Below are 23,463 nucleotides of genomic sequence, written 5' to 3'. Positions count from 1 at the left end.
ATGCACACCAATCAAGATGGAAACCAATGATGAAAATCGGCCTGTTTTACGGTTCTACGACGTGTTACACAGAGATGGCAGCAGAGAAAATGCGCGCGATCATCGGGGAAGACTTACTCGACATCCACAATGTCAAAGAGTCCGACCTCTCGCAGATGGCCGACTACGACTTACTGATTTTAGGCATTTCCACTTGGGATTTTGGCGAGATTCAAGAAGACTGGAACGCGATTTGGCAACAAGTACCAACGGTGGATCTCAGTGGCAAAACCGTCGCACTGTTTGGCCTTGGTGACCAAGAAGGCTATGGCGAGTGGTACCTCGACGCGATGGGCTTACTGCACGATGAAATCGTCAAGACCGGCGCCAACCTGATTGGTTACTGGCCCAATGATGAGCAGTACGAATTCGAAGCCTCGAAAGCGCTCACCGAAGATAGCCAGTTCTTTGTCGGTCTTGCGCTCGATGAAGATTCTCAATACGAACTGAGCGATGAGCGCATTGCGACCTGGGTGGAACAAGTGCTTACTGAGTACCAAGAGTCACTCTAAAACGAACGCACTCTCTGAGTTCGCTCACTCTTCGCCGGCGCGATTCATCGGCGTTATTAAGCGTCGAAAACGCGGCCAATCAAACACCAAGCCTGGGTCGGTTTTGCGCATCGGCGCAATGTACTGATGCCCCGTCACTCGAGAAACGTTGATCTGCGGGTAGGAGCACATTAATTCTAGACTTAATGTGGCCAGCGCTTGGTACTGCTTTGGCGTATAGGCGATGGTGTCTGTGCCTTCCAGTTCGATACCAATCGAGTAATCGTTACAGCGGCTGCGACCTGCAAAACTCGACGCGCCCGCATGCCAAGCGCGATCATCAAACGATACAAATTGCACTACCTCACCATCACGGCGAATCAAGCAGTGCGCCGAGACGCCCATTTTATGGATGACCGAAAAAAACGGATGTGCGTTAGGATCGAGCGTTCCACTAAAAAACTGCTCGATATAGGGGCCACCAAATTGGCCCGGTGGCAAACTGATGTTGTGCACCACCAGCAAAGAGATCGTCTCACCTTGTGGTCTTTGATCAAAAAACGGTGAGGGCACATGACGCGCCGCTTGATACCACCCTTGGTTATCTATCATGTTGTTATACGACTCGGAACTCAAACATAGCCTGGCTAGAGTCTATCTCGCCTGAGATAAAATGCGAGAATAATGGCTGAATTTCATGCTCAGTCAGCGTATCATGCCCCACTCTGTTCAACTGCGTATTAGATTTGCGATGAAAAACACACACAATAGCCAAGAACGTCTTGAATATTTGAAGCAGCAACTTCCGCTAGAGATCACGCGAGCGGTGGCCGACGCGCTGAAAGAAGATCTCGGTGGCACTTTGGATCCCGCAGCCGACATTACCGCGGCTCTGATACCTGCAGATGCACAGAACCAAGCCACCTTAATCACCCGCGAACACGGTGTGTTCTGTGGTAAGGCGTGGGCAGAAGAAGTCTTCAAGCAGCTTGCCGAGCAGCCCGGTGGCAGCCCAGTGACGATTGAATGGAACGTCGACGATGGTGACACCGTGGAGCCCAACCAAGTGCTGTGCACCTTAACGGGTTCATCACGCATGCTGCTGACCGGCGAGCGTAACGCGATGAACTTTATCCAAACGCTGTCTGGCTGCGCGAGTACCGTGGCGCAATACGCCAAACAGCTGCAAGGCACTGACTGTCGCTTGCTTGATACGCGCAAAACCATTCCTGGCCTTCGCAGCGCACTGAAATACGCCGTGGCGTGCGGTGGCGGCTTTAACCACCGCATCGGTGTGTTTGATGCTTACCTCATCAAGGAAAACCACATCATTGCCAATGGCGGCATCACGCCAACCATTCAGATGGCCAAGAGTCTGAACCCGGGCAAACCTGTGGAAGTGGAAACCGAAAGCTTGCAAGAGCTGCAAGAGGCAATTGATGCTGGCGCGGACATCATCATGCTCGACAACTTCACTACAGAGATGATGCGTGAAGCGGTGAAAATCAATGCGGGTCGCGCTGCACTTGAGAACTCAGGCAATGTCACGCTTGAGACCATCCGCGAGTTTGCAGAGACCGGTGTGGATTACATCTCCGTCGGCGCTTTGACCAAACACCTTAAAGCGCTCGATCTCTCTATGCGTTTTAAAGAGGCGTTTTAAAGCCGTGTTTTGAAGCAGTGTTTTCGCGCTACCGACTGGCTGTGCTTTCAGTAAAGAACGCCATTGACTAAAAAAATGGAAGAAAGATCTTATTTTTCAAACAGTAAATGGAGGCCTCGCGTCTCCATTTACTGTTTTTTCCTGACGTAAAAGCCTCTCGACTCTCATAAAGTTTTGTCCTCGCTCGAAGTAATTTGCCGTGTAAATGAAATCAAGTCGTATTTTTTCCTAATTGACTCGGAAAGCGCTGCGCCACCATTTCCACAAGTTTCATAGCCCTTCTATGCTCTCCCCATCAACAAACACCGCGGTGCCTCAAGCACCCAAATGGAGAGTTCTATGCAAACCAAACCACGTCGCCAGCAAGCTGGTTTTACTTTAATTGAATTGATGATCGTAGTGGCGATTATTGGGATTTTGTCAGCTTTTGCCGTACCTGCTTATCAAAACTATACAAAAAAAGCGACATTATCAGAGTTTCCCAAAGCCGCTGCTGCGATAAAGTTGGCAGTCGAATTGTGTTCACATGAGATTGCATCCGATGCTAGTTCATTCGAAGATGACTGCATCACTTCCGCTGGAAATGTACCTAGTGCAGCACTAAACAGTATCGATATAGATGCTCAACAAGCCGCTTCAGGTGGGGTCAATGTTATAGCTACAGCGGCAGCAGCGAAAGGCCCAATAGCTTCTGGAGAAACATATGTCATGCACGCCGAATACCAAACAAGTGGTTTAGTGTGGACAAAGAGTTGCTACAAAGATGCAGGGTTAGCAACAGTACAAACAGACTACTGCCCATAATGCTCACCAACCTCCCCTCAATCCTGCGTCAAGCCAAGTTGCTTGACGCAGCGCAAGAGATACAAGTGCTGGAGCATGTGCAAGCGTCAGGGGGCTCCGTCCCTGACGCTTTGCACGATCTGGCCATTATTAACCATACCCAATTGACTGAGCATCTCAGTCAGCTGTTTGGGCTCAACGTCATCGACCTGTCGCAAACGCCCTACGCTGAGCTGTGCCAAACCCTTGGCTTACGTGAGCTCATCACTCGCTTGCAAGCGCTGCCCGTTGGCAAAACCGCTTGTTCACTCAGTGTTGCAGTATCAGACCCTACCCACCTTTATGTCGAAGAAGAGTTTCGTTTTGCTACCGGTCTGCAAGTCGAGTTGGTGCTGGCCGATGCGAAAGCGCTGCAAGGGGCCATTCGCCGTTTGTATGGGCGCGCGATCGCTGGCGAGCAAAACAGCAACAAAGAGATCAACGAGCAAGAGCTGGCCAACCTTGTGGATGTCAGTGATGACGAAGTGGGTAGCATTGAAGATCTGAGTCAAGATGATGCGCCAGTCAGTCGTTACATTAACCAAATCCTGCTCGATGCGGTGCGCAAGGGCGCATCAGATATCCATTTTGAGCCCTATGAAGAGACCTTTCGCGTTCGGCTACGCTGTGATGGCATCTTAATTGAAACTCAACAGCCCGCCCATCACCTCAGTCGCCGTTTATCAGCGCGCATTAAAATCCTAGCCAAATTGGATATTGCCGAGCGCCGTCTGCCACAAGATGGACGTATCAAGCTCAGGCTCAGCCAAGAGACCGCGATCGATATGCGCGTCTCGACGTTGCCAACCTTATGGGGCGAAAAAATCGTATTGCGCCTTCTCGACAGCAGCGAAGCGAATCTGAACATCGATAAGCTCGGTTATAACGAGCAGCAAAAAACGCTTTACCTCAATGCGCTAAAAAAGCCTCAGGGGCTGATTTTAATGACTGGACCAACAGGGAGCGGTAAGACGGTCTCCCTCTATACCGGGCTCAACATTCTCAACACCTCGCAAGTCAACATCGCCACCGCTGAAGATCCGGTGGAGATCAACTTACCTGGGATCAATCAGGTTCAGATGCAACCGCAAATTGGACTCGATTTCGCCAGTGCACTGCGCGCCTTTCTCCGCCAAGATCCCGACATCGTGATGGTCGGCGAAATACGCGACCTTGATACTGCCGAAATTGCCGTCAAAGCGGCGCAAACCGGCCACCTGGTGCTCTCGACCCTGCACACCAACTCCGCCGCCGAGAGCGTTGTGCGCCTTAGCAGCATGGGCATAGCGCCTTTTAATGTCGCCTCGTCACTGAGCCTAATTATTGCCCAGCGATTGGCGCGTCGCCTGTGCCCTCACTGCAAACAGCCTGAGCCGCGCGCTCAGCACTACTGCCAGCAACTTGGCATCTCAGTTGCGCCACTTTTTACCGCGAACCTCGATGGCTGCCCAGAGTGCAACGCCGGCTACTCAGGCCGAGTAGGTCTATACGAAGTGATGAACGTGGATGAAACGCTGGCGAGTGCCATCGCCGATGGGGCGACCATCGCCGGTATCGAGCAGCTAGCGCGGTCACAAGGCATGCAAACGCTCAAAGAGTCCGGCATAGAGAAAGTGCTCAGTGGCATCACCAGTTATCAAGAGTTGCAGCGCGTGCTCTATCTTTAATCCCTTGTTTATTTCGATACCCTATAGGAGTTCTTGATGCCCATCCAAAAACAAGCACAACTGAAAAACTACCGCTGGAAAGGCCTCAATAGTTCAGGGAAGAAAGTCTCCGGTCAATATCTCGCTTTAACCGAGAGCGAGGTGCGTGACAAACTGAAAGCGCAGCATATTCAAGTTAAAAAGATCAAAAAACGCAGTGTCTCCGCCATAACCCGCGCAACGCAGCGCATCAAGGGCAAAGACATCACCATCCTCACCCGTCAGCTGTCGACCATGCTGGCCACTGGCATTCCGATCATTCAGGCGATCAAATTGGTGGGCGATAATCACAAAAAAGCCGAAATGAAATCAGTATTGGCACAAATCGGCAAAAGCATTGAAGCCGGTACGCCGATTTCAAAAGCGATGCGTAACGCCTCTAGCCACTTTGATACCTTGTACATCGATATGGTCGCCACCGGAGAGCAAGCGGGCAACTTGCCACAAGTGTTTGAACGCCTTGCACTCTATCGTGAAAAATCGGAGCAGCTGCGCGCGAAAGTCATCAAGGCACTGATCTACCCTGCGATGGTGGTGTTCACCGCGTTAGGGGTCTCTTACTTGATGCTCACTATGGTCATTCCTGAGTTTGAAAACATGTTTCAGGGGTTTGGCGCCGAGCTGCCTTGGTTTACGCAACAGGTACTCCACCTCTCTCATCTTACCCAAACTTACAGCTTACCTGCGGCGCTCGGCGTGGTTATTTCAGCCATTGTGCTAAAAATCGCCAAACAAAAATCGGCCCGAATCAAACTGATATCGAGCCGGATAGGATTGAAAATGCCTGTGATTGGCGGCGTATTGACCAAAGCCTCTATTGCCAAATTTAGCCGCACACTTGCCACCAGCTTTAGCGCGGGCATTCCGATTCTCTCAAGTCTCAAAACCTCCGCGAAAACCGCCAACAACCTGCACTACCAAACCGCAATTGATAAAGTGTATGACGATACCGCCGCCGGAATGCCGATGTACATTGCGATGCGAAATACGCAGTCATTCCCCGAGATGGTACTGCAAATGGTGATGATCGGCGAAGAGTCGGGGCGACTTGATGATATGCTCAATAAAATCGCCACCATATACGAGTTTGAAGTCGATAACACGGTCGACAACTTAGGCAAGATCCTCGAACCACTGATCATTATTTTCCTTGGTGTAGTGGTGGGAGGATTGGTCGTGGCTATGTACCTGCCCATCTTTAACTTAATGAGTGTATTAGGATAAGATGAGCACTCTATTGATTGGATAAGGCACTTCTCTTGATTGCGCTGTTTGAGTACTACCCTTGGCTTTTTCCTACGCTGGCAGGCGTGTTTGGCTTAATTATTGGCAGCTTTCTTAACGTGGTGATCCACCGCCTACCCATCATTATGGAGCGAGAGTGGCGTAGCGAGTGCGCCGAGAGCTTCCCTGAGTACAAAATATCGCCCCCCGAAGGCACCTATAATCTCAGCATTCCCCGTTCGACATGCCCAAAATGCCACTCACCACTGCGCCTTATCGATAATATTCCGGTGGTCAGCTGGCTGATGCTGCGCGGTCAATGTGCTCATTGCCAAGCCCCCATCAGTGCGCGTTACCCCTTAATTGAACTGCTGTCGGCTGGCCTATCTGTACTGGTCGCCTGGCAATTTGGCTTCTCAACGATGAGCCTCGCGCTGCTGCTGTTCACCTTTGTTCTTATCTGCGCGACCTTTATCGACCTCGACACCATGCTACTGCCCGATCAGTTGACGTTACCACTGGTGTGGGCGGGGTTGGCACTGGCGCTATTGAACATCAGCCCCGTCTCACTTGAGGATGCTGTCATTGGCGCGATGGCCGGTTACTTGGCCCTATGGAGCGTCTATTGGCTGTTTAAGTTAGTCACTGGCAAAGAGGGCATGGGCTATGGCGATTTTAAACTGCTCGCCGCCCTTGGCGCATGGCTAGGCTGGCAAGCACTTCCGATGATCATCTTGCTTTCGTCTGTGGTTGGTTTGCTGTTTGGCTTGATTCAACTCAGGCTCAAGCAGCAAGGTATCGACAAAGCCTTTCCCTTTGGCCCTTATCTCGCGATCGCTGGCTTTATCAGCATGATGTGGGGCGATGGTCTACTTCACTGGTATCTGACGGAGATGGTAGGAATCTAATATGGCGTTGATCGTTGGATTAACCGGCGGCATTGCCAGTGGCAAAACCACTGTGGCAAACCTATTTCAGCAACACTTTGCTATCGATATTGTCGATGCCGATGTCGTAGCGCGCGAAGTGGTGGAACCGGGCAGTGAGGGTTTAAAAGCCATCGCAGAGCGCTACGGCGCATCGATGTTGCAAGCCGATGGCAGCTTGAATCGAGCCGCACTGCGCGAGGCCATCTTTTCCGATCCCAAAGAGAAAACCTGGCTGGATAACCTGCTCCATCCGATGATTCGTCAAAAGATGCTCGCCGAGCTTGAGCAGGTCACCTCACCCTATGCGCTGCTTGTGATCCCTCTAATGGTGGAAAACAATCTCCAAGCACTTGCTCAGCGAGTTCTTGTGGTCGATGTGGCGCCAGAAACTCAGATTGAACGAACGATGGCCCGTGACAATGTTGACGAAAAACAAGCCCGTGCGATTCTCAGTGCGCAAGCAAGCCGAGAGGAACGTTTGGCGATTGCCGACGATGTGATTAAAAATGATGCAACAAACGAGAAACTTTTGCCTCAAATCACAGAATTGCATCAAAAGTTCCTAGAAATCTGTAGGGAAAATCTGTGAGAATAAAGGCAGTACAACCCAGAGCCATTGATCAATGACCACGCACTACTTCGAACACCCACTCAATGAGAAAACTCGCATTTATCTTCGCGTTGAAGCCTTGCTGACGCAGATGGATAAAGCGGCGCAGTTTGGTGAGGAAATGCAGCATCTGATCTTCTTCCGCTCGCTGTTTGATCTGCTGGAAATCTTTGAGCAAATTCAGCTCAAAAGCGAGTTAGCCAAAGACATCGAAAAGCAGCGCCTTAGCTATCGAGCCTATTTCAATATCGATGGCGTTAATCTGGAAATGCTGCGCGCGGTATTGGATGAAATTGATGGCGTGCACAGCGAGCTGATGGCGGCGGAGCGTTTTGGCCAAAGCCTGAAAGAAGACCGTTTCTTAAGCGCCATTCGCCAACGCTTTAACCTGCCCGGCGGCTCATGCTGTTTTGACTTGCCTGCACTGCACCACTGGCTCCACCTTCCACTTGAGAAAAAACAAGCGGATGCGCAAAAGTGGTCCACCAACCTGGCCCCACTGACACAAGCGTTGAAACTGTGGCTGCGTCTTACGCGTGAAACCGGTCAACTGCGAGAGCGCCTTGCCAACAACGGCTTCTATCAGAGTGATGCGACAGAGGCCAACATTCTGCGTCTTGAAATCCCTCTAGAAACGGGCGTTTACCCGATGATCTCCGGGCATAAAAACCGTTTCGCCATCAAGTTCATCGACTTTGAATCTGGCCAAGCCAGTGCCTCGAGCATTCCATTTAAATTGGCCGTCTGCAGCTAATCTCACTCTTTGCCATCGGCATCGCTCCCCCTTTACTATCGGCATCCCGCTGTTTAATGAAGCGCGGCGCTAAGTTCGGTATACTGCGGCTAAACTCCGAAGAAATAGGAAAGCATGATGTCTAAGATTACCGTGGTTCCATGCCCACAGTGCGGCCAAAACGTCGAGTGGAGCGAAAAAAGCCCCCACCGCCCGTTTTGCAGTAAACAGTGTCAAATGATCGACTTCGGCGAGTGGGCCGATGAAGAAAACACCATTGCCGGTGCCCCCGATATGTCCGACAGTGATGGGTGGTCGGAAGATCAGTATTAAAGCGGTTCAATTCTCTTGGGATGATTAAGCATAAAAAAGCGGAGGCCAATTGGCCTCCGCTAATACTATGAGAACGCTAGTTATAGCATTACTTCTTAGCAAGTTTCTCTTTGATACGAGCTGACTTACCAGAACGCTCACGTAGGTAGTACAGTTTGGCACGACGTACTGCACCGCGGCGTTTAACTTCAATGCTATCAACCATTGGAGAGTGAGTTTGGAACGTACGCTCAACACCTTCACCGTTAGAAATCTTACGTACAGTGAATGCAGAGTGTAGACCACGGTTACGGATACCGATTACAACGCCTTCAAAAGCCTGTAGACGCTCACGGTCACCTTCTTTTACCTTAACTTGAACAACAACTGTGTCACCAGGTGCGAAGTTAGGTAGGTCTTTTTTCATTTGCTCTTCTTCAAGAGCTTTGATGATGTTACTCATTTTCAATATTCCTAGAATAAACTGATACTAAATTTAATAGGTTACTTAGCATGATGCTCTTTAATGAACTCAGCTAGTAGTAGTTCCTGTTCGTCAGTCAGAGCTAGGTTTTCCAGGAGCTCTGGTCTTCTAATCCAGGTACGGCCGAGCGACTGTTTCAGTCGCCAACGACGAATGTCCTTGTGATTGCCAGATTTCAGTACCGCGGGTACTTCTTTTCCTTCCAACACTTCAGGACGGGTGTAATGAGGACAATCCAACAAGCCATTGGCAAAAGAGTCTTCTTCTGCTGACGCAAAATCGCCCAGTACCCCCGGTACAAACCGAGAGACAGAGTCAATTAAGGTCATGGCTGGGATCTCTCCCCCTGTCATCACAAAGTCACCGATTGACCATTCTTCGTCAACTTCAGACTCAATGATGCGCTCATCTACCCCTTCGTAGCGACCGCAAATAAGAAGCAAGTTCTCATTGCTAGCCAGCTCTTCGACTCCCTGCTGATCGAGTTTTCGACCTTGAGGAGAGAGGTAAATCACCTTCGTCTTACCCGGTGAGGCCTGTTTGGCAGCATGAATGGCATCGCGCAATGGCTGCACCATCATTAACATACCTGGACCACCACCGTAGGGTCGATCATCGACAGTGCGATGCTTGTCGTGAGTGAAATCTCGAGGATTCCATGTCTCTACCGACAACAACCCTTTTTTAACCGCTTGACCTGTTACTCCGAACTCAGTAACGCTGCGGAACATTTCAGGAAACAGGCTAATTACGCCAACCCACATGCCCTAAAGCCTCATTACTTGGGAGTTAGAATCCAGGATCCCAGTCAACTTCGATCCGTTGAGCAGTGCGATCAACTTGAATGATCACTTGCTCTTCAAGGAACGGAATTAATCGTTCCTTTTGGCCAAAAGCATCTTTCAGATTTGCTTTGACTACCAAAACATCGTTTGAGCCGGTTTCGAGCATGTCCGTCACCACACCAAGGTCATAACCTTTTGTCGTCACTACTTGCATGCCAAACAATTCGCGCCAGTAGAATTCATCTTCTGACAATTCTGGTAATACTGCAGGGTCAATAGCAATTTCAAAGTTAGTCAACAGATGCGCGTCTTCGCGAACATCCAGACCTTCCAGCTTCACCACCATACCTTTGTTATGGCGCTTCCACGTTTCCACTTTGTACTCGACCCACTCCCCTTTATGGTTAACAAACCAAGGGTTGTAATCAAATAAGCTTTCAGCCTCGTCTGTGTAGGAAAAAACTTTAAGCCAACCACGAATGCCGTAAGTAGCACCAAACTTGCCTACAACAATCTTGTCATTGCTCATCGTTTCTTTACCTTTCATCGACATAAGCTAATTACTACTTATAGAGTAAGAATTAAGCCGCTTTTTGAGCGTCTTTAACTAGCTTAGCTACGCGGTCAGATAGAGACGCGCCTTGACCAACCCAGTGGTTAACGCGGTCTAGGTCTAGACGTAGACCTTCTTCTTGACCTTGAGCAGTAGGGTTAAAGAAACCTACTTTCTCGATGAAACGGCCAGTTGCAGCATTGCGGCTGTCCGCTACTACGATTTGATAAAATGGACGCTTCTTAGCGCCGTGACGTGCCAAACGAATGGTTACCATGTCGTCCTCTTTGCTTTCTCAAAAATAAAATTAACCCCAGAAACTATCTATCAGTAAACCGTTGTGGTCTATTACTAAACAGTTTGGGGTCTCGTGCCAAAATAAAGCTCCGGAATTTTACTCTTATTCCGACGTATTGCAAGGTCTTTAGCTATTTTTTCACCACCATAAAACCGAATTTAAGATTGTGACTTAGCTAACACCTTGAAAATAAAAAACCGAAAGGCTTAGCACCGCGGCTAAGCCTTGTATAGAGCGAAACGGACTGGTGTTTCAGTTAACGACCAAACGGGTTGAAGCCGCCGCCTCCCATTCCGCCCATCATGCCTTGCATGTTACGCATCATGCCTTTCATGCCACCCTTTTGCATTTTCTTCATCATCTTCTGCATTTGGGTAAACTGCTTAAGCAAGCGGTTCACATCTTGCACTTGCACACCAGAACCGGCAGCAATGCGTTTCTTGCGCGAACCTTTAATAATGTCTGGACGTTGACGCTCTTTCATGGTCATCGAGTTAATGATCGCTTCCATCTGCTTAAACATCTTGTCGTCAACTTTGTCTTTGACATTGTCTGGCAAGTTACTCATACCTGGCAACTTGTCCATCATCCCCATCATGCCGCCCATGTTTTGCATCTGACCAAGCTGTTCACGGAAGTCTTCCAAATCGAAGCCTTTCTTCTCTTTGAATTTCTTCGCCAGTTTCTCGGCTTTCTCATGATCGACATTGCGCTGCAAGTCTTCAATCAGAGAGAGAACATCACCCATTCCCAAAATACGCGAGGCGACGCGATCAGGGTGGAACGGCTCTAGCGCGTCGGTTTTCTCACCCACACCCAAGAACTTGATCGGTTTCCCTGTAATGTGACGCACCGACAGCGCAGCACCACCCCGAGCATCACCATCCACTTTGGTCAGGATAACCCCGGTCAGCGGTAGCGCTTCTCCAAAGGCTTTCGCGGTATTCGCCGCATCTTGACCTGTCATCGCGTCAACAACAAACAGCGTTTCCACAGGATTAATCGCACTATGAAGCTGCTGGATTTCGCCCATCATTTGCTCATCAATCGCTAAACGACCCGCGGTATCGACCACTAACACATCGTAGAATTTCTTCTTCGCGTGATCGATGGCGGCATTGGCAATATCAATCGGCTTTTGATCAGCGCTCGATGGGAAAAAGTCAACACCGATGTCTTGCGCTAGGGTTTCTAGCTGTTTGATCGCCGCTGGGCGATACACGTCAGCAGACACGACCAAGACTTTCTTCTTGTCTTTTTCCTTAAGGAATTTAGACAGCTTACCCACAGAGGTGGTTTTACCCGCACCCTGCAGACCGGCCATCAAAATCACCGCAGGTGGCTGAGCCGCGAGGTTTAGTGCCTCATTGGACTCGCCCATGACGGCTTCCAGTTCACCTTGAACAATTTTGATGAACTCTTGCCCTGGCGTGAGCGATTTGGAGACCTCTACGCCCACTGCCGCTTCTTTCACTCGCTTGATAAAATCGCGAACGACAGGCAGTGCAACGTCAGCCTCGAGCAACGCCATGCGGACTTCACGCAGCGTTTCTTTTATGTTGTCTTCGGTCAGACGACCTTTACCGCTGATGTTCTTCAGCGTTCTGGATAAACGATCCGTTAAATTCTCAAACATCTTAGTCTCTTTACACTGAGTGGCTTGCGTAGACGACGCCACTACCTAAAATTGAGCGACAATTACTAAGAGTATACCTTAGCCAAGTGGCGCTTTGCACGGTTGCGTGATGATTTGATCTCTCAACTCGAATAAATGACACAGATAAGTCATGGCTCAAGCCGTTGATGCAGGGTATAATTTGTTAAAAATCCACCACCACCAAGAGAAGAATGGACAACTTAATTGCCGTAGCCGCTGCCGTGCTGTATCTGCTCGCAATTGCGACTATCGTTCCGGGACTGGTTCACCAAACCGGTATCCGCTCAAAAACCGTGTTGATCAGTGCGTCTCTGGCACTGGTTTTTCACGCGTGGCTATTAAGCGATCTGATCATTGAAGCCTCGGGGCAAAACTTAAGCATTCTCAATGTCGCCTCTCTCATCAGCTTCATTATTTCTTTGGTAATGAGTGCGTCGATGCTCAAAACACGACTGTGGTTTTTGTTGCCTGTCGTGTATAGCTTTTCCGCCATCAATTTAAGCGCTGCGGCGTTTCTCCCTAGCACTTTCATTACTCATTTAGAGCAAGACCCTAAACTGCTGATCCACATCTCTCTTGCGCTGTTTTCCTACTCGACTCTCAGTATCGGCGCTCTGTACGCTCTACAACTGGCTTGGTTGGATCACAAGCTCAAAGCGAAGAAAGCACTGGCGATTAACCCAAACCTTCCTCCTTTAATGATGGTGGAACGTCAGCTTTTCAACATCATCATGGTGGGCACCTTACTCCTCACCGGAACATTAATCACTGGATTTGTCTTTGTTCAGGACATGTTCGCCCAAGGAAAAGCCCATAAAGCGATTCTCTCTTTCATCGCTTGGGTTGTGTACAGCGTGCTGTTATGGGGCCACTTCCATAAAGGTTGGCGCGGACGCAAAGTCACTTGGTTCGCCGTTGCCGGTGCAACCCTGTTGACGCTCGCCTATTTTGGCAGTCGCTTCGTTCGTGAAGTGATATTGACTTAGCCGCAACACTGGGCGATAAATTAATCAAACATAACAAGGAATCATTAAGCTTTGGACGACATATCAACGGGTATCTTATTTGCGCTACTCGCGTGTCTGATTGTAATTTCAGGATATTTCTCCGGTTCAGAAACAGGGATGATGTCTCTCAACCGATACCGCTTAAAGCACCTCGCGAACAATGGCCATAAAGGCGCTAAGCGCGTAGAAAAGCTGCTCGATAGGCCCGATCGTTTGATCGGTTTGATTCTGATTGGTAACAACTTAGTCAATATTCTAGCCTCCGCCATCGCCACCATCATTGGTATGCGTCTATACGGAGATTTAGGGGTGGCTATCGCCACCGGTGCTCTGACGCTTGTGGTGCTGGTTTTTGCCGAAGTCACGCCGAAAACCCTCGCAGCGCTCTACCCAGAAAAAGTCTCTTACACCAGCAGTATCTTGCTTGGTATTTTAATGAAGCTCCTCTCGCCGCTGGTGCTGTTCGTTAACCTCATCACTAATGGTTTTATCCGCTTACTTGGGATTAAAGTCGACCACAATGGCGAAGATCACCTGAGCTCGGAAGAACTGCGCACCGTGGTGAACGAAGCGGGCAGCCTGATCCCAAGACGCCACCAAGATATGTTGATCTCCATTCTCGATTTAGAGCATGTGACGGTGAATGACATCATGGTGCCGAGAAACGAAATCACCGGCATTGATATCAACGACGATTGGAAATCGATTGTGCGTCAATTGTCTCACTCACCGCACGGGCGCGTGGTGCTGTATCGCGGTCAAATTGACGAAGTGGTGGGCATGCTGCGTTTGCGTGAGTCGTATCGCTTGATGCTAGAGAAAAACGAGTCGACCAAAGAGACCCTGCTACGCGCTGCCGATGAAGTCTACTTTATCCCAGAAGGCACGCCACTCAACGTCCAACTGCTTAAGTTCCAGCGCAACAAAGAGCGGATTGGTCTGATTGTTGATGAGTATGGCGACATCATAGGTCTCATTACGTTGGAAGATATTTTGGAAGAGATCGTCGGTGAGTTCACCACTTCTATCACGCCAAGTTTGTCGGATGAGATTACCCCACAACGTGATGGCAGTTTCTTGATTGAGGGCAGCGCCAACATCCGCGATATCAATAAAGGTCTCAAATGGGACTTCCCTACCGATGGCCCAAGAACCCTAAACGGTTTGATTCTCGAGCATCTTGAAGAGATCCCTGAGAGCCATTTGAGCGTTCATGTCTCTGGCCACCCAATGGAAATCGTCGAGCTAGAAGAGAATCGTATCAAGACGGTGAAAGTCTTCCCGCGCAGCAAAGGGAAAAAGCACGGTTAACCTTTGCCGTTTTTCATCACTGATTGAACAACGGCATTTCGCCACACGATCAAAAAAGCCTTGGTTCCCCCAAGGCTTTTTTCTGATTAAGACACTCTATCTATATCTCTGATTATGGATTATGTGTCTATCGTTATATCTCTTCCATTATACGTCTGTCGTTACTCTTCGGTCACACCAAACAAGTTCTCCATATTGAGACCTTGCTTAACCAGAAGCTCACGTAAACGACGCAGACCTTCCACTTGGATTTGGCGCACCCGCTCACGGGTGAGGTTGATCTCACGCCCGACTTCTTCAAGTGTTGAAGGCTCGTAGCCAAGTAGACCAAAGCGGCGTGCTAACACTTCTTTTTGTTTCGGATTGAGCTCGTCCAGCCAATGGATCAATGAATTTTTGATGTCATCGTCTTGAGTGGAAATTTCTGGGTCTGAGTTGTTGGCATCTGGGATAATATCCAGCAGAGCTTTCTCACCGTCACCACCAATTGGCGTATCCACAGAGCTAATGCGCTCATTCAGACGCAGCATTTTACTCACGTCATCAACTGGCTTATCCAGTTGCTGAGCAATTTCTTCAGCAGTCGGCTCGTGGTCGAGTTTTTGCGACAACTCGCGAGCAGTACGCAGATAGATGTTGAGCTCTTTCACCACATGAATAGGTAGACGGATGGTACGAGTTTGGTTCATGAGCGCACGCTCAATGGTTTGACGTATCCACCACGTCGCGTAAGTCGAGAAACGGAATCCGCGTTCTGGGTCGAATTTTTCTACCGCGCGAATCAATCCCAAGTTCCCTTCTTCAATAAGATCCAAGAGAGCAAGGCCACGGTTGCTATAACGACGGGAGATTTTCACAACCAAACGCAAGTTACTTTCGATCATACGTTTACGCGCTGCTTCATCGCCACGTAATGCACGTCTTGCGTAGAGGACTTCTTCCTCTGCGGTTAATAGGGGTGAGAAGCCGATTTCGCCAAGGTAAAGCTGTGTGGCATCTAGGCTTTTCGATGAAGCGTCAAACTCCTCTTTGACACTCTCAGATTTGGATGAGGTGAGTTCATTGCTGCCTTGAAGCGTATCTAGTTGTGCTTCCTGCTCAATATCAAACTCTTCGACTTTCGTTGCTGTATTGCTGATACTCATGGCGCCTCCCCTTGGCGAGCTAGCAAGACATTACTACCTCTAATGTCGCTAATTTACCCGGTCAGTAAAGTAAATTTAAGGTAAGTATCGTTTCGGATCGACCGACTTACCTTGATAGCGAATTTCAAAATGCAAACGAACGCTGTTCGTTCCGGAGCTGCCCATTGTTGCTATTTTTTGACCAGCCTTAACACTTTGTCCTTCATGTACTAGCAACTTGTCGTTGTGTGCATACGCACTTAGATAGTTATCGTTATGTTTGATAATCACCAGATTACCGTAGCCGCGCAGTGCGTTGCCTGAATAGACGACAGTGCCACTTGCTGTCGATACGATGGATTGACCACGCTGTCCTGCGATATCAATGCCTTTATTTCCCTGATCGCCAGCAGAAAAGTTTTTGATTACCCTCCCTTTTGTTGGCCATAACCATTTGGAAACCTTTTGATTAGAAGCCGTGTTACTCGCTTTACTGCTAGAGGCAGTATTGGCATTTTTGTTAACACTTTGTTGCTTCTTAGGTTCAACATACTCCTTTGATTTTGATTGATCAATACTCTTTTTAGGTGGCGTTTGGGTGACGTTTTTCTGACCGCTGCTGTTTTGCGATGTAACTGATTGATTAGAGTTTTTACTTGAATTCGGAGTGGATGGGGTAGCGGCAACCACAGCGACAGGCGCAGATACCGTACCAGCACCCGTCCCACCAAAGGCGGGCGCTTTGTAGGCACTACGCCATAAGTTGAGTTTTTGACCGGGGTAAATGGTGTAGGGCTCAGTCAAGCCGTTGTAACGAATAATATCGTTTACATCTTTATCTGTGACGTAGGCTATAAAGTATAGCGTATCGCCTTTTTCTACTTCGTAATAGCTGCCGCGATAACTGCCACGTGTGACAGACCCATAATCTTTGTTTAACCCAGACACAGGAGCAGGCGAGTGTGCAGCGCAGCCATACAGCGCACTGAATACCAGGATCAGCCACACACACCTTCTCAAGCTCATGCCTACGCCAATTCACCTGCGACTAAAGGAACAAAACGCACCATCTCTATGGGCTCTGTGGAGAACGCCTCACCCTGTCGGGTGATTTTGTACAGTTGCTGCTGCTCGACACCAACAGGAATGACCATGGTGCCGCCCTCACTGAGTTGTGAGAGCAGTGCCTGTGGCACAGACTCCGCTGCCGCTGTGACAATAATGGCATCAAATGGGCCTTTCGCTGGCCAACCTTGCCAACCATCACCGTGCTTAGTGGAGATGTTATAAATGTCGAGCTGCTTTAAACGTCGTTTAGCTTCCCATTGCAACGCCTTAATCCGCTCAATGGAGAAGACGTGATCGACCAGTTGAGCTAGTACTGCGGTTTGGTAACCAGACCCAGTGCCAACTTCCAGCACTTTGCTGTCTCGATTCAGAGCCAACAGTTCGGTCATTTTCGCCACGATATAGGGCTGAGAGATGGTCTGCCCAGCGCCAATCGGCAGCGCATTATTATCGTATGCTTGATGCATCATCGCCTGTGACACGAACTGCTCACGAGGCAATCGATAGATGGCATCTAATACGCGTTGATCTTGAATGCCACTCGCGACAAGAAAGTCGATTAATCTGTCGGCATGTGGGTTTACCATTGTTACTTGTCCTTTAACCAATTATCCATGCTCATCAGCGATTCATGAGCGGTCAAATCTACTTGCAGCGGTGTAATGGAGACAAAGCCATGTTCGATAGCATAAAAGTCGGTTCCTTCACCCGCATCCTGCTCTTTTCCTGGTGGGCCTAACCAATAAATATCATGACCACGAGGATCTTGCTGTTTTATCATTGCTTCCGCGTGATGGCGCGCACCTAAACGGGTTACTTTTGAGCCTTTTAGCGCGGAGAGCTCAACGTCGGGAATATTGACGTTTAACAGTCGGTTAGTGGGAATAGGGCGTCGTCCGTGCTGCAACACCAGCTGTTTGGCAATGTGCGCAGCCGTGTCAAAATGGCGCTGTCCCACCAGTGAAAACGCGATCGCCTGAACACCAAGAAAGTGCCCTTCCATCGCCGCCGCTACCGTGCCAGAGTAGAGCACATCATCCCCAAGATTTGCACCATGGTTAATGCCCGCTAGCACCAGGTCCGGAAGATCGTCTTTCATCAGCTCGTTAAGCGCAAAGTGAACACAGTCGGTCGGCGTTCCTTGTACCGAATAAGTACGCTCGGCTATGCGAGTCACCCTCAAAGGCTGCTCTAGGGTTAACGAGTTGGATGCGCCTGAGCGGTTTCTATCTGGCGCGACGATCGTCACTTCGGCGATCTCACTCAGTGCCTGCGCGAGCGCGTGTATGCCTTTCGCATGCACGCCATCATCGTTACTGATCAATACTCTCAGTGTGTTGGCTGTCATAAATCCTGTCACTTCCTTGAAAGAGGGCATATGGCCCTACCGGCTACTGACTGTCATTGGCCTTGCTGTCATTAGCGTAATGGCGTTCTTTCTCCGTCGCAATGAGCAGCTCTCGCAAAATAGCAGTCGCAAAGCTGCCTGCATCCAATGAGAAGTCGAGCGTTAAGCTGTCACCATCGACGGACCAAGTCAGACTCTCAGGCTTCAATAACACCTCTCGGCGGTCGTGACGCATGCGATTACCACGAATCAACGCCATGAGATCTGGCTCATTATCAAGCAGCGGTTGTTCAAGTGCGAGCGCCTCGTGCTGAGTGGGTAAGGCATTGTCACCCGCGAGCGCAGCGGTTAATGTCACCTCACCACGCTGCAACTGCGCATTGAACGCCTCGCACTCTTCAGGCGTGACAAGGCGCGTTTCATTGCCTTGGTAGACAATATCGCCCGCAATACAGGTGTTCAATAGCGCTTGTTCAATCCGCGCGGAGACGATGGTGTTAAACACCCAAGAGCGAGCGGCAGAGAGGTAGAGACTGCGTTTGTTTTGGTTACGAGTACGGACATTGTCTCTTCCCCAACGTCTGGCTTCAGTGAGGTTATTGCCATCGTGACCAAAACGCTGACTGCCAAAGTAGTTGGGAACCCCTTTCGCTTGCACCTTCTCCAATCGAGACAGCACCGATGGCATGTCGGAGACTTGGGTTAACGTTAAGCGAAAGTCATTACCGATTAAGTCGCCGGGACGCAATTTTTTATGGTGTCGGTCTGTGGCGAGAATTTCGATACTCGGGTACGCCGCCAGAAAGGCGCTAAAGTCTGGTGTCTCGCCTTTAGGTAGATGTACACTCAGCCACTGCTCTGTGACTGCATGACGATCCTTAAGACCTGCCCAACTGACGTCTTTCGATTTCACCCCGCACGCTTTGGCCAGTTCATTGGCGACAAAGCTGGTGTTCTCGCCGGTTTTGCGAATACGCACCATTAGGTGCTCACCCGTACCACTAAATGAGAACCCTAAGTTTTCGCGTACTTGAAAGTGCTCGGGTTGCGCTTTGAGTACGCCGGTGGCGACAGGCTGACCATTGAGGTACGCCAAAGAAGAAAGTAAATCAGACATGAATAGAGTTCCGTTTAGCCAGCGGCCGCGCTTGTGACCGTCCGCTGTTGAAAAATAGCTAGAAATTACGCTTTAACCAGCAGAACAACTGCTTCGCTGGCAATGCCTTCTTTGCGCCCAGTAAAGCCGAGACGCTCTGTGGTGGTCGCTTTGACATTAATGTTGGTGACGTCGGTGTCCAAATCTTGTGCGATGGTTTGGCACATCGATTCGATATATGGCGCCATTTTCGGTGCTTGAGCAATGATGGTGATGTCAGCATTACCCAGCACATACCCCTGCGCTTGTACTCGTTGGTACACATCGCGCAGAAGAAAACGGCTGTCCGCGCCTTTCCACTCATCATCGGTATCAGGGAAATGGCGACCAATATCACCGGCAGCAATCGCGCCCAACAGTGCATCGCACAGTGCGTGCAGCGCCACATCGCCATCGGAGTGAGCAATCAAACCTTGCTCGTAAGGAATGGCAACACCGCCAATGATGACTGGGCCTTCTCCGCCAAATTTGTGCACGTCAAAACCGTGACCGATTCGAATCATCGTGTTATGTCCTTTCATTTATTCGAGGCAAAGGGTCTGTTCCCTCTGCAAATAAAACTCTGCCAGAGCCAGATCCTCTGGTTGGGTGATTTTAATATTGTCGCCGCTCCCAGGTACCAGCAGTGACGCTCCGCCACTCCACTCAATCGCGGAGGCTTCGTCCGTAATGACGGCCTGAGCTTGCAACGCCTTGCTCAGCGCTTGGGTCAAGGTGTGAGTCGGGTACATCTGCGGTGTCAGGGCATGCCATAGCCCTTCTCTATCAACGGTGTGATCCACCGTATTGCTGACTGCGCTGTGATGAGCTGCACGTTTCATAGTATCTCGTACCGGCATGGCTAGGATGCCTCCGACTTGCTCAGCTAAGCAGCGCTCAATTAGATGAGAAATATCTCTCAATCTCACACAAGGTCTGGCCGCATCATGCACTAACACCCAAGGTGACATCTGATGCTGAGAAACATACTCGAGCCCACGCAGCACAGAATCAGCGCGCTCACTACCACCACTGACACGAATCACCTTGGGGTGAGTCGCAATGGGCAGCTGTTCAAAGTAAGGATCGCCATCGCTAATCGCGACGACAACATGTTCAATATCTGGGTGAGAAAGTAGACGCGAGAGGGTGTGCTCAAGAACGGTTTTACCCAAGATCTCTAGATACTGCTTGGGACGATCCGCCTGCATGCGTTTGCCCACGCCCGCCGCGGGGACAATCGCAGTAATTTTGCCAGCAAAATGGCTGTCTGACATTTAGTTGTCCTCTCCAATGATGCGATAGAAGGTTTCCCCTTCTTTCACCATGCCCAGCTCATGCCGAGCACGCTCTTCGATGGCATCAAGTCCTTGGCGTAAATCGTCAATTTCGGCGAACATTTCATTGTTGCGAGATTGGAGGCTCGCATTGACTTGATGTTGAACGTCGATTTCTGCACTGACCGCTTGGTAATCGGCCACGCCATTCTTACCCAGCCACAACTCATATTGTAGCCAGCCTAAAATCAGCAATAGAGTCAGAGCAAAAACACGCATACTGTCAATCAAAGATGAGAGATAAAGAAAGACCACATATATATCACAATGTTGCCCCTCAAGCGAGGTACGGATTGTCTATGTGGTCTGAGAAGAGTGGGATTAGCGAGTCAGCAGAAAAGCAAACAAACCGACACCCAAAAGCAAACGGTAAATCACAAATGGCGTCATACCCATTTTTGAAATCAGCTTCAAGAAGAAGTGAATACAAAGGTAAGCGCTGACAAATGACGTGACAATGCCCGTTAATAGGAAACCAGTGTGGATTGGCTCACCGCTGATCACCAACTTAAGACCTAAGTAACCGCCGGCAAGAAGAATGATAGGGATAGACATCAAAAACGAAAAACGCGCCGCGGCTTCGCGAGTAAAGCCTAGATAGAGCGCTGCCGTCATCGTTGCGCCAGAACGTGAGGTACCCGGAATCATCGCCATCGCTTGCGCAAGGCCAATAAAGAGCGCCTTTTTCCAACCCGCTTGGTATTCATCATCGGTCAGCGTGGCGGTTTTATCCACCCACCAGAGCAACAAACCAAACACTATGGTGGTGGTGGCAATCACCCAGGCACTGCGCAAGTATATCTCAATGATGTCTTTCATCAGTAGCCCGAAGATACAGGCCGGAATCGTGGCTAATAGAATCATCCACGCCAATTTGGCTTCTTTGCTGCGCTCTGCTCTAAAAATGGACGCAAAAAAGGACGAGAGCAGTGTCACCACTTCTTGGCGGAAATAGATAATGACCGCCGCTAACGTACCCACGTGTACCGCGACATCAAACGCTAAGCCTTGGTCATCCCAACCTAAAATGGCGGAAGGCAAAATTAAGTGCGCAGAGCTGGAGATGGGCAAAAACTCGGTCAGACCTTGGATCAAGGCCAAAATAAAGGCTTCAAAATAACTCATGGATATCTCATTGGGTGGTGTCATCGAACCACATCGGAACGGCGGTCAATGGCGTGGTTAAATTCAGTTGTTGCTGGAGTTCTTGCACTTGTCGGCCATCACCGGGAATGACCCTATCGGGGCAAAGCTCCGCCAATGGTTTGAGAACAAACGCGTAGTGATAAATGTCTTTGCGCGGAATCTGGGGCGATTGCGCAGAAACTTCATCACCAAACAGCAGAATGTCCAGATCGATAGTGCGAGGCTGAAATTTTTCTGCGTGTTCACAGCGGCCCCATTTAAGCTCAATATCGCGCAGAGAGCGTGAAAATTTTGTCAGATTTTCAGTCGTTTGCAACTCAACGACCAGGTTATAGAAACGGTCTCCGTCAAATCCGACCGATGGGCACTCGTAAATGGTCGACAGCCTTAATCCTTTGCCTAAATGGCGCAACTCATCAATCGCCGCCTTGATGTGCTTTTTTCTCTCCACATTGGAACCGACGCCAATGTATGCGGTGATCATGCCTTGCCTCGCTCAATCACCACACCCACAGCTTTGGCCTGTGCCACCGCACCCGGCTTGGCTAGTCGAATGCGAATCCAGGGTACATTAAAGGTGGTCATGACTAACTCCGCGACCTCTTCCGCCACACGCTCAACCAACAAAAAACGGCCTTGCTCAATGTGGTTCAACACTGCTTCACTCACCTTGGCGTAATCTAAGGCGTCCACCACATCATCGCTTTTACCTGCGGGGCGGTTGTCGTGCGCCATTTCAATGTCCAACACCAATTTTTGTTTGATTTGTTGTTCCCAGTCGTACACGCCAATGGTGGTGATGACTTCTAACTGCTCAATAAATACTTTATCCATGGTCACTGCTGTCCTGTTTGATCCGAGGAGAGGTCGGATACCCATTTCTCATAAAAAGTCGTACTATTTTACTGCTCTGGCGCTCAGTGTCAGTAGTTTAAGTCGCGAAGCCGCGATATGATACCAGTTAAACGCAACAGAATATCAATGACTGGTTTACCTCACCCTTGCTGACTATGAGTGAATTCGAATGACACCACTTGCCCTCATCTTGATCATTTGCGCCTATTTATTAGGCTCAATCTCAAGTGCGGTGCTGATTTGTCGTCTCCTCAAACTCCCCGATCCCAGAAAGCAAGGCTCACACAACCCCGGCGCCACTAATGTGTTGCGTATTGGGGGCAAGAAAGCCGCTATCGCGGTATTACTGTGCGACATGCTCAAGGGCACTATTCCAGTATGGGGTGGGTACTTTTTACACATAGATCCAATCATTCTTGGTGTTGTTGCAATTGCTGCCTGCCTGGGTCACATGTACCCTATCTTTTTCCACTTTAAAGGTGGGAAAGGCGTGGCCACGGCATTAGGTGCGATAGCCCCTATCGGTTTGGATTTAACAGGCATGATCATCGCCACTTGGCTCAGCGTTGCGCTGATCTTTCGCTACTCTTCGTTAGCGGCGATTGTCACCGTGCTGCTGGCGCCGTTTTATACATGGATGGTCAAGCCGCAGTACACCTTGCCAGTCGCCATGCTGTGTTGTCTGATTGTCTTGCGTCATCATCAAAACATTAAACGCCTGTTTGCTGGCACCGAGCCCAAAGTGGGCAAAAAGAAGCAGGCATAAAAAAGGCTTCAACAAGAAGCCTTTAAACACGATATATTCCATTGAACGGAACGAAGAATC

Annotated in this window: 29 protein-coding genes; 12 read left to right on the top strand and 17 right to left on the bottom strand. The window is 49.6% G+C overall.

All coding sequences use genetic code 11. The features are described from left to right. The first annotated feature begins 29 nt into the window (after positions 1–29). Positions 30–551, top strand: a complete 522-nt coding sequence (gene fldB / locus AC6R1A_RS01770) for a flavodoxin FldB (RefSeq protein WP_500632926.1) — start codon at positions 30–32, stop codon at positions 549–551. A 24-nt stretch (positions 552–575) separates the two neighbouring features. On the opposite strand, the gene ampD is transcribed toward fldB, so the two are convergent. Further along, on the bottom strand, positions 576–1,142 hold the full coding sequence (ampD, locus tag AC6R1A_RS01765; protein ID WP_500632923.1) for a 1,6-anhydro-N-acetylmuramyl-L-alanine amidase AmpD: 567 nt from the start codon (positions 1,140–1,142) through the stop codon (positions 576–578). A 139-nt stretch (positions 1,143–1,281) separates the two neighbouring features. Here ampD and nadC point away from each other — a divergent pair, with 139 nt between their 5' ends. From nadC to yacG, 8 genes are all read left to right on the top strand, one after another. Further along, entirely contained in the window at positions 1,282–2,193 is a 912-nt protein-coding gene (gene nadC / locus AC6R1A_RS01760; protein ID WP_487902118.1) for a carboxylating nicotinate-nucleotide diphosphorylase, read from the top strand. Between the two features lie 339 nt (positions 2,194–2,532). Then, positions 2,533–2,997 carry a pilin gene (locus AC6R1A_RS01755; RefSeq protein ID WP_487902119.1) on the top strand — a complete coding sequence of 155 codons (465 nt, stop codon included), beginning with the start codon at positions 2,533–2,535 and terminating at the stop codon, positions 2,995–2,997. Next, positions 2,997–4,682: a type IV-A pilus assembly ATPase PilB gene (pilB, locus tag AC6R1A_RS01750; protein ID WP_500632922.1), complete on the top strand. Its 1,686-nt coding sequence runs from the start codon at positions 2,997–2,999 to the stop codon at positions 4,680–4,682. Before AC6R1A_RS01755 ends, pilB begins: the two co-directional genes overlap by 1 nt. 36 nt (positions 4,683–4,718) lie before the next feature. Continuing rightward, a complete protein-coding gene (locus tag AC6R1A_RS01745) occupies positions 4,719–5,945 on the top strand; it encodes a type II secretion system F family protein (RefSeq protein WP_500632921.1) in 1,227 nt (408 codons plus the stop codon). 38 nt (positions 5,946–5,983) lie between these two features. After that, on the top strand, positions 5,984–6,853 hold the full coding sequence (locus tag AC6R1A_RS01740) for a prepilin peptidase (protein WP_500632925.1): 870 nt from the start codon (positions 5,984–5,986) through the stop codon (positions 6,851–6,853). Position 6,854: 1 nt separating this feature from the next. Next, on the top strand, positions 6,855–7,463 hold the full coding sequence (gene coaE, locus AC6R1A_RS01735; protein ID WP_500632920.1) for a dephospho-CoA kinase: 609 nt from the start codon (positions 6,855–6,857) through the stop codon (positions 7,461–7,463). Between the two features lie 34 nt (positions 7,464–7,497). Beyond that, positions 7,498–8,238: a cell division protein ZapD gene (gene zapD / locus AC6R1A_RS01730; protein ID WP_500632919.1), complete on the top strand. Its 741-nt coding sequence runs from the start codon at positions 7,498–7,500 to the stop codon at positions 8,236–8,238. A 114-nt stretch (positions 8,239–8,352) separates the two neighbouring features. After that, the gene (yacG, locus tag AC6R1A_RS01725) at positions 8,353–8,550 is read left to right on the top strand and encodes a DNA gyrase inhibitor YacG (protein WP_334553876.1); all 198 of its coding nucleotides are present in this window, start codon (positions 8,353–8,355) and stop codon (positions 8,548–8,550) included. Between the two features lie 88 nt (positions 8,551–8,638). Here yacG and rplS read toward each other — a convergent pair whose 3' ends face one another. The 5 genes from rplS to ffh all read right to left on the bottom strand — a co-directional run bounded on the left by rplS (position 8,639) and on the right by ffh (position 12,285). Continuing rightward, a complete protein-coding gene (gene rplS, locus AC6R1A_RS01720) occupies positions 8,639–8,992 on the bottom strand; it encodes a 50S ribosomal protein L19 (protein ID WP_045977783.1) in 354 nt (117 codons plus the stop codon). 41 nt (positions 8,993–9,033) lie between these two features. Beyond that, positions 9,034–9,777 (bottom strand): tRNA (guanosine(37)-N1)-methyltransferase TrmD, encoded by a 744-nt coding sequence (gene trmD / locus AC6R1A_RS01715; protein ID WP_487902124.1) that lies wholly within the window; start codon positions 9,775–9,777, stop codon positions 9,034–9,036. A gap of 25 nt (positions 9,778–9,802) precedes the next feature. After that, complete coding sequence (gene rimM, locus AC6R1A_RS01710; protein WP_334553869.1) at positions 9,803–10,351, bottom strand: ribosome maturation factor RimM; 549 nt, start codon at positions 10,349–10,351, stop codon at positions 9,803–9,805. 28 nt (positions 10,352–10,379) lie between these two features. Beyond that, positions 10,380–10,628: a 30S ribosomal protein S16 gene (gene rpsP, locus AC6R1A_RS01705; RefSeq protein WP_004410028.1), complete on the bottom strand. Its 249-nt coding sequence runs from the start codon at positions 10,626–10,628 to the stop codon at positions 10,380–10,382. Positions 10,629–10,905: 277 nt separating this feature from the next. Further along, positions 10,906–12,285: a signal recognition particle protein gene (ffh, locus tag AC6R1A_RS01700; RefSeq protein ID WP_487902126.1), complete on the bottom strand. Its 1,380-nt coding sequence runs from the start codon at positions 12,283–12,285 to the stop codon at positions 10,906–10,908. 212 nt (positions 12,286–12,497) lie between these two features. Here ffh and AC6R1A_RS01695 point away from each other — a divergent pair, with 212 nt between their 5' ends. Next, the gene (locus AC6R1A_RS01695) at positions 12,498–13,292 is read left to right on the top strand and encodes a cytochrome C assembly family protein (protein WP_500631472.1); all 795 of its coding nucleotides are present in this window, start codon (positions 12,498–12,500) and stop codon (positions 13,290–13,292) included. A gap of 51 nt (positions 13,293–13,343) precedes the next feature. Then, positions 13,344–14,624: an HlyC/CorC family transporter gene (locus AC6R1A_RS01690; RefSeq protein ID WP_500631471.1), complete on the top strand. Its 1,281-nt coding sequence runs from the start codon at positions 13,344–13,346 to the stop codon at positions 14,622–14,624. Between the two features lie 161 nt (positions 14,625–14,785). On the opposite strand, the gene rpoS is transcribed toward AC6R1A_RS01690, so the two are convergent. From rpoS to folB, 11 genes are all read right to left on the bottom strand, one after another. Continuing rightward, positions 14,786–15,769: an RNA polymerase sigma factor RpoS gene (rpoS, locus tag AC6R1A_RS01685; RefSeq protein WP_487902129.1), complete on the bottom strand. Its 984-nt coding sequence runs from the start codon at positions 15,767–15,769 to the stop codon at positions 14,786–14,788. Between the two features lie 75 nt (positions 15,770–15,844). Then, positions 15,845–16,774, bottom strand: coding sequence for a murein hydrolase activator NlpD (gene nlpD, locus AC6R1A_RS01680; RefSeq protein WP_500631470.1), 930 nt, complete (start codon positions 16,772–16,774; stop codon positions 15,845–15,847). Positions 16,775–16,776: 2 nt separating this feature from the next. Next, a complete protein-coding gene (locus AC6R1A_RS01675; protein ID WP_487902131.1) occupies positions 16,777–17,403 on the bottom strand; it encodes a protein-L-isoaspartate(D-aspartate) O-methyltransferase in 627 nt (208 codons plus the stop codon). A 2-nt stretch (positions 17,404–17,405) separates the two neighbouring features. Next, the gene (gene surE / locus AC6R1A_RS01670) at positions 17,406–18,164 is read right to left on the bottom strand and encodes a 5'/3'-nucleotidase SurE (RefSeq protein WP_334553637.1); all 759 of its coding nucleotides are present in this window, start codon (positions 18,162–18,164) and stop codon (positions 17,406–17,408) included. A 43-nt stretch (positions 18,165–18,207) separates the two neighbouring features. Beyond that, positions 18,208–19,281, bottom strand: coding sequence for a tRNA pseudouridine(13) synthase TruD (gene truD / locus AC6R1A_RS01665; protein ID WP_500631467.1), 1,074 nt, complete (start codon positions 19,279–19,281; stop codon positions 18,208–18,210). Between the two features lie 65 nt (positions 19,282–19,346). Next, entirely contained in the window at positions 19,347–19,823 is a 477-nt protein-coding gene (ispF, locus tag AC6R1A_RS01660) for a 2-C-methyl-D-erythritol 2,4-cyclodiphosphate synthase (RefSeq protein ID WP_487902134.1), read from the bottom strand. A gap of 18 nt (positions 19,824–19,841) precedes the next feature. Further along, positions 19,842–20,576, bottom strand: coding sequence for a 2-C-methyl-D-erythritol 4-phosphate cytidylyltransferase (gene ispD / locus AC6R1A_RS01655; protein WP_500632948.1), 735 nt, complete (start codon positions 20,574–20,576; stop codon positions 19,842–19,844). After that, positions 20,577–20,855: a cell division protein FtsB gene (ftsB, locus tag AC6R1A_RS01650; protein WP_334553629.1), complete on the bottom strand. Its 279-nt coding sequence runs from the start codon at positions 20,853–20,855 to the stop codon at positions 20,577–20,579. It lies immediately after the preceding gene. A 102-nt stretch (positions 20,856–20,957) separates the two neighbouring features. Next, complete coding sequence (locus tag AC6R1A_RS01645; RefSeq protein WP_500631465.1) at positions 20,958–21,761, bottom strand: undecaprenyl-diphosphate phosphatase; 804 nt, start codon at positions 21,759–21,761, stop codon at positions 20,958–20,960. Between the two features lie 7 nt (positions 21,762–21,768). Then, positions 21,769–22,266, bottom strand: a complete 498-nt coding sequence (gene folK / locus AC6R1A_RS01640) for a 2-amino-4-hydroxy-6-hydroxymethyldihydropteridine diphosphokinase (RefSeq protein WP_500626381.1) — start codon at positions 22,264–22,266, stop codon at positions 21,769–21,771. Beyond that, positions 22,263–22,622, bottom strand: a complete 360-nt coding sequence (gene folB, locus AC6R1A_RS01635; protein ID WP_500626382.1) for a bifunctional dihydroneopterin aldolase/7,8-dihydroneopterin epimerase — start codon at positions 22,620–22,622, stop codon at positions 22,263–22,265. The genes folK and folB overlap by 4 nt, the downstream gene beginning before the upstream one ends. A 184-nt stretch (positions 22,623–22,806) precedes the next feature. Between folB and plsY the strand changes: the two genes are divergently transcribed. Further along, a complete protein-coding gene (gene plsY, locus AC6R1A_RS01630) occupies positions 22,807–23,403 on the top strand; it encodes a glycerol-3-phosphate 1-O-acyltransferase PlsY (protein WP_500632947.1) in 597 nt (198 codons plus the stop codon). Positions 23,404–23,463 lie beyond the last annotated feature (60 nt).

This window comes from Vibrio sp. R10-SG3-ISO3 (assembly GCF_059834225.1).
Note: the sequence above shows the minus strand (reverse complement) of the source record. Positions and strands in the feature narration are given on the sequence as shown.

Bases quoted from the DNA above. Each gene is read 5' to 3' on its own strand.
- fldB (WP_500632926.1), top strand. From the start codon at position 30: ATGAAAATCGGCCTGTTTTACGGTTCTACGACGTGTTACACAGAGATG.
- ampD (WP_500632923.1), bottom strand. From the start codon at position 1,142: ATGATAGATAACCAAGGGTGGTATCAAGCGGCGCGTCATGTGCCCTCA.
- nadC (WP_487902118.1), top strand. From the start codon at position 1,282: ATGAAAAACACACACAATAGCCAAGAACGTCTTGAATATTTGAAGCAG.
- AC6R1A_RS01755 (WP_487902119.1), top strand. From the start codon at position 2,533: ATGCAAACCAAACCACGTCGCCAGCAAGCTGGTTTTACTTTAATTGAA.
- pilB (WP_500632922.1), top strand. From the start codon at position 2,997: ATGCTCACCAACCTCCCCTCAATCCTGCGTCAAGCCAAGTTGCTTGAC.
- AC6R1A_RS01745 (WP_500632921.1), top strand. From the start codon at position 4,719: ATGCCCATCCAAAAACAAGCACAACTGAAAAACTACCGCTGGAAAGGC.
- coaE (WP_500632920.1), top strand. From the start codon at position 6,855: ATGGCGTTGATCGTTGGATTAACCGGCGGCATTGCCAGTGGCAAAACC.
- zapD (WP_500632919.1), top strand. From the start codon at position 7,498: ATGACCACGCACTACTTCGAACACCCACTCAATGAGAAAACTCGCATT.
- yacG (WP_334553876.1), top strand. From the start codon at position 8,353: ATGATGTCTAAGATTACCGTGGTTCCATGCCCACAGTGCGGCCAAAAC.
- rplS (WP_045977783.1), bottom strand. From the start codon at position 8,992: ATGAGTAACATCATCAAAGCTCTTGAAGAAGAGCAAATGAAAAAAGAC.
- trmD (WP_487902124.1), bottom strand. From the start codon at position 9,777: ATGTGGGTTGGCGTAATTAGCCTGTTTCCTGAAATGTTCCGCAGCGTT.
- rimM (WP_334553869.1), bottom strand. From the start codon at position 10,351: ATGTCGATGAAAGGTAAAGAAACGATGAGCAATGACAAGATTGTTGTA.
- rpsP (WP_004410028.1), bottom strand. From the start codon at position 10,628: ATGGTAACCATTCGTTTGGCACGTCACGGCGCTAAGAAGCGTCCATTT.
- ffh (WP_487902126.1), bottom strand. From the start codon at position 12,285: ATGTTTGAGAATTTAACGGATCGTTTATCCAGAACGCTGAAGAACATC.
- AC6R1A_RS01695 (WP_500631472.1), top strand. From the start codon at position 12,498: ATGGACAACTTAATTGCCGTAGCCGCTGCCGTGCTGTATCTGCTCGCA.
- rpoS (WP_487902129.1), bottom strand. From the start codon at position 15,769: ATGAGTATCAGCAATACAGCAACGAAAGTCGAAGAGTTTGATATTGAG.
- nlpD (WP_500631470.1), bottom strand. From the start codon at position 16,774: ATGAGCTTGAGAAGGTGTGTGTGGCTGATCCTGGTATTCAGTGCGCTG.
- AC6R1A_RS01675 (WP_487902131.1), bottom strand. From the start codon at position 17,403: ATGGTAAACCCACATGCCGACAGATTAATCGACTTTCTTGTCGCGAGT.
- surE (WP_334553637.1), bottom strand. From the start codon at position 18,164: ATGACAGCCAACACACTGAGAGTATTGATCAGTAACGATGATGGCGTG.
- truD (WP_500631467.1), bottom strand. From the start codon at position 19,281: ATGTCTGATTTACTTTCTTCTTTGGCGTACCTCAATGGTCAGCCTGTC.
- ispF (WP_487902134.1), bottom strand. From the start codon at position 19,823: ATGATTCGAATCGGTCACGGTTTTGACGTGCACAAATTTGGCGGAGAA.
- ispD (WP_500632948.1), bottom strand. From the start codon at position 20,576: ATGTCAGACAGCCATTTTGCTGGCAAAATTACTGCGATTGTCCCCGCG.
- ftsB (WP_334553629.1), bottom strand. From the start codon at position 20,855: ATGCGTGTTTTTGCTCTGACTCTATTGCTGATTTTAGGCTGGCTACAA.
- AC6R1A_RS01645 (WP_500631465.1), bottom strand. From the start codon at position 21,761: ATGAGTTATTTTGAAGCCTTTATTTTGGCCTTGATCCAAGGTCTGACC.
- folK (WP_500626381.1), bottom strand. From the start codon at position 22,266: ATGATCACCGCATACATTGGCGTCGGTTCCAATGTGGAGAGAAAAAAG.
- plsY (WP_500632947.1), top strand. From the start codon at position 22,807: ATGACACCACTTGCCCTCATCTTGATCATTTGCGCCTATTTATTAGGC.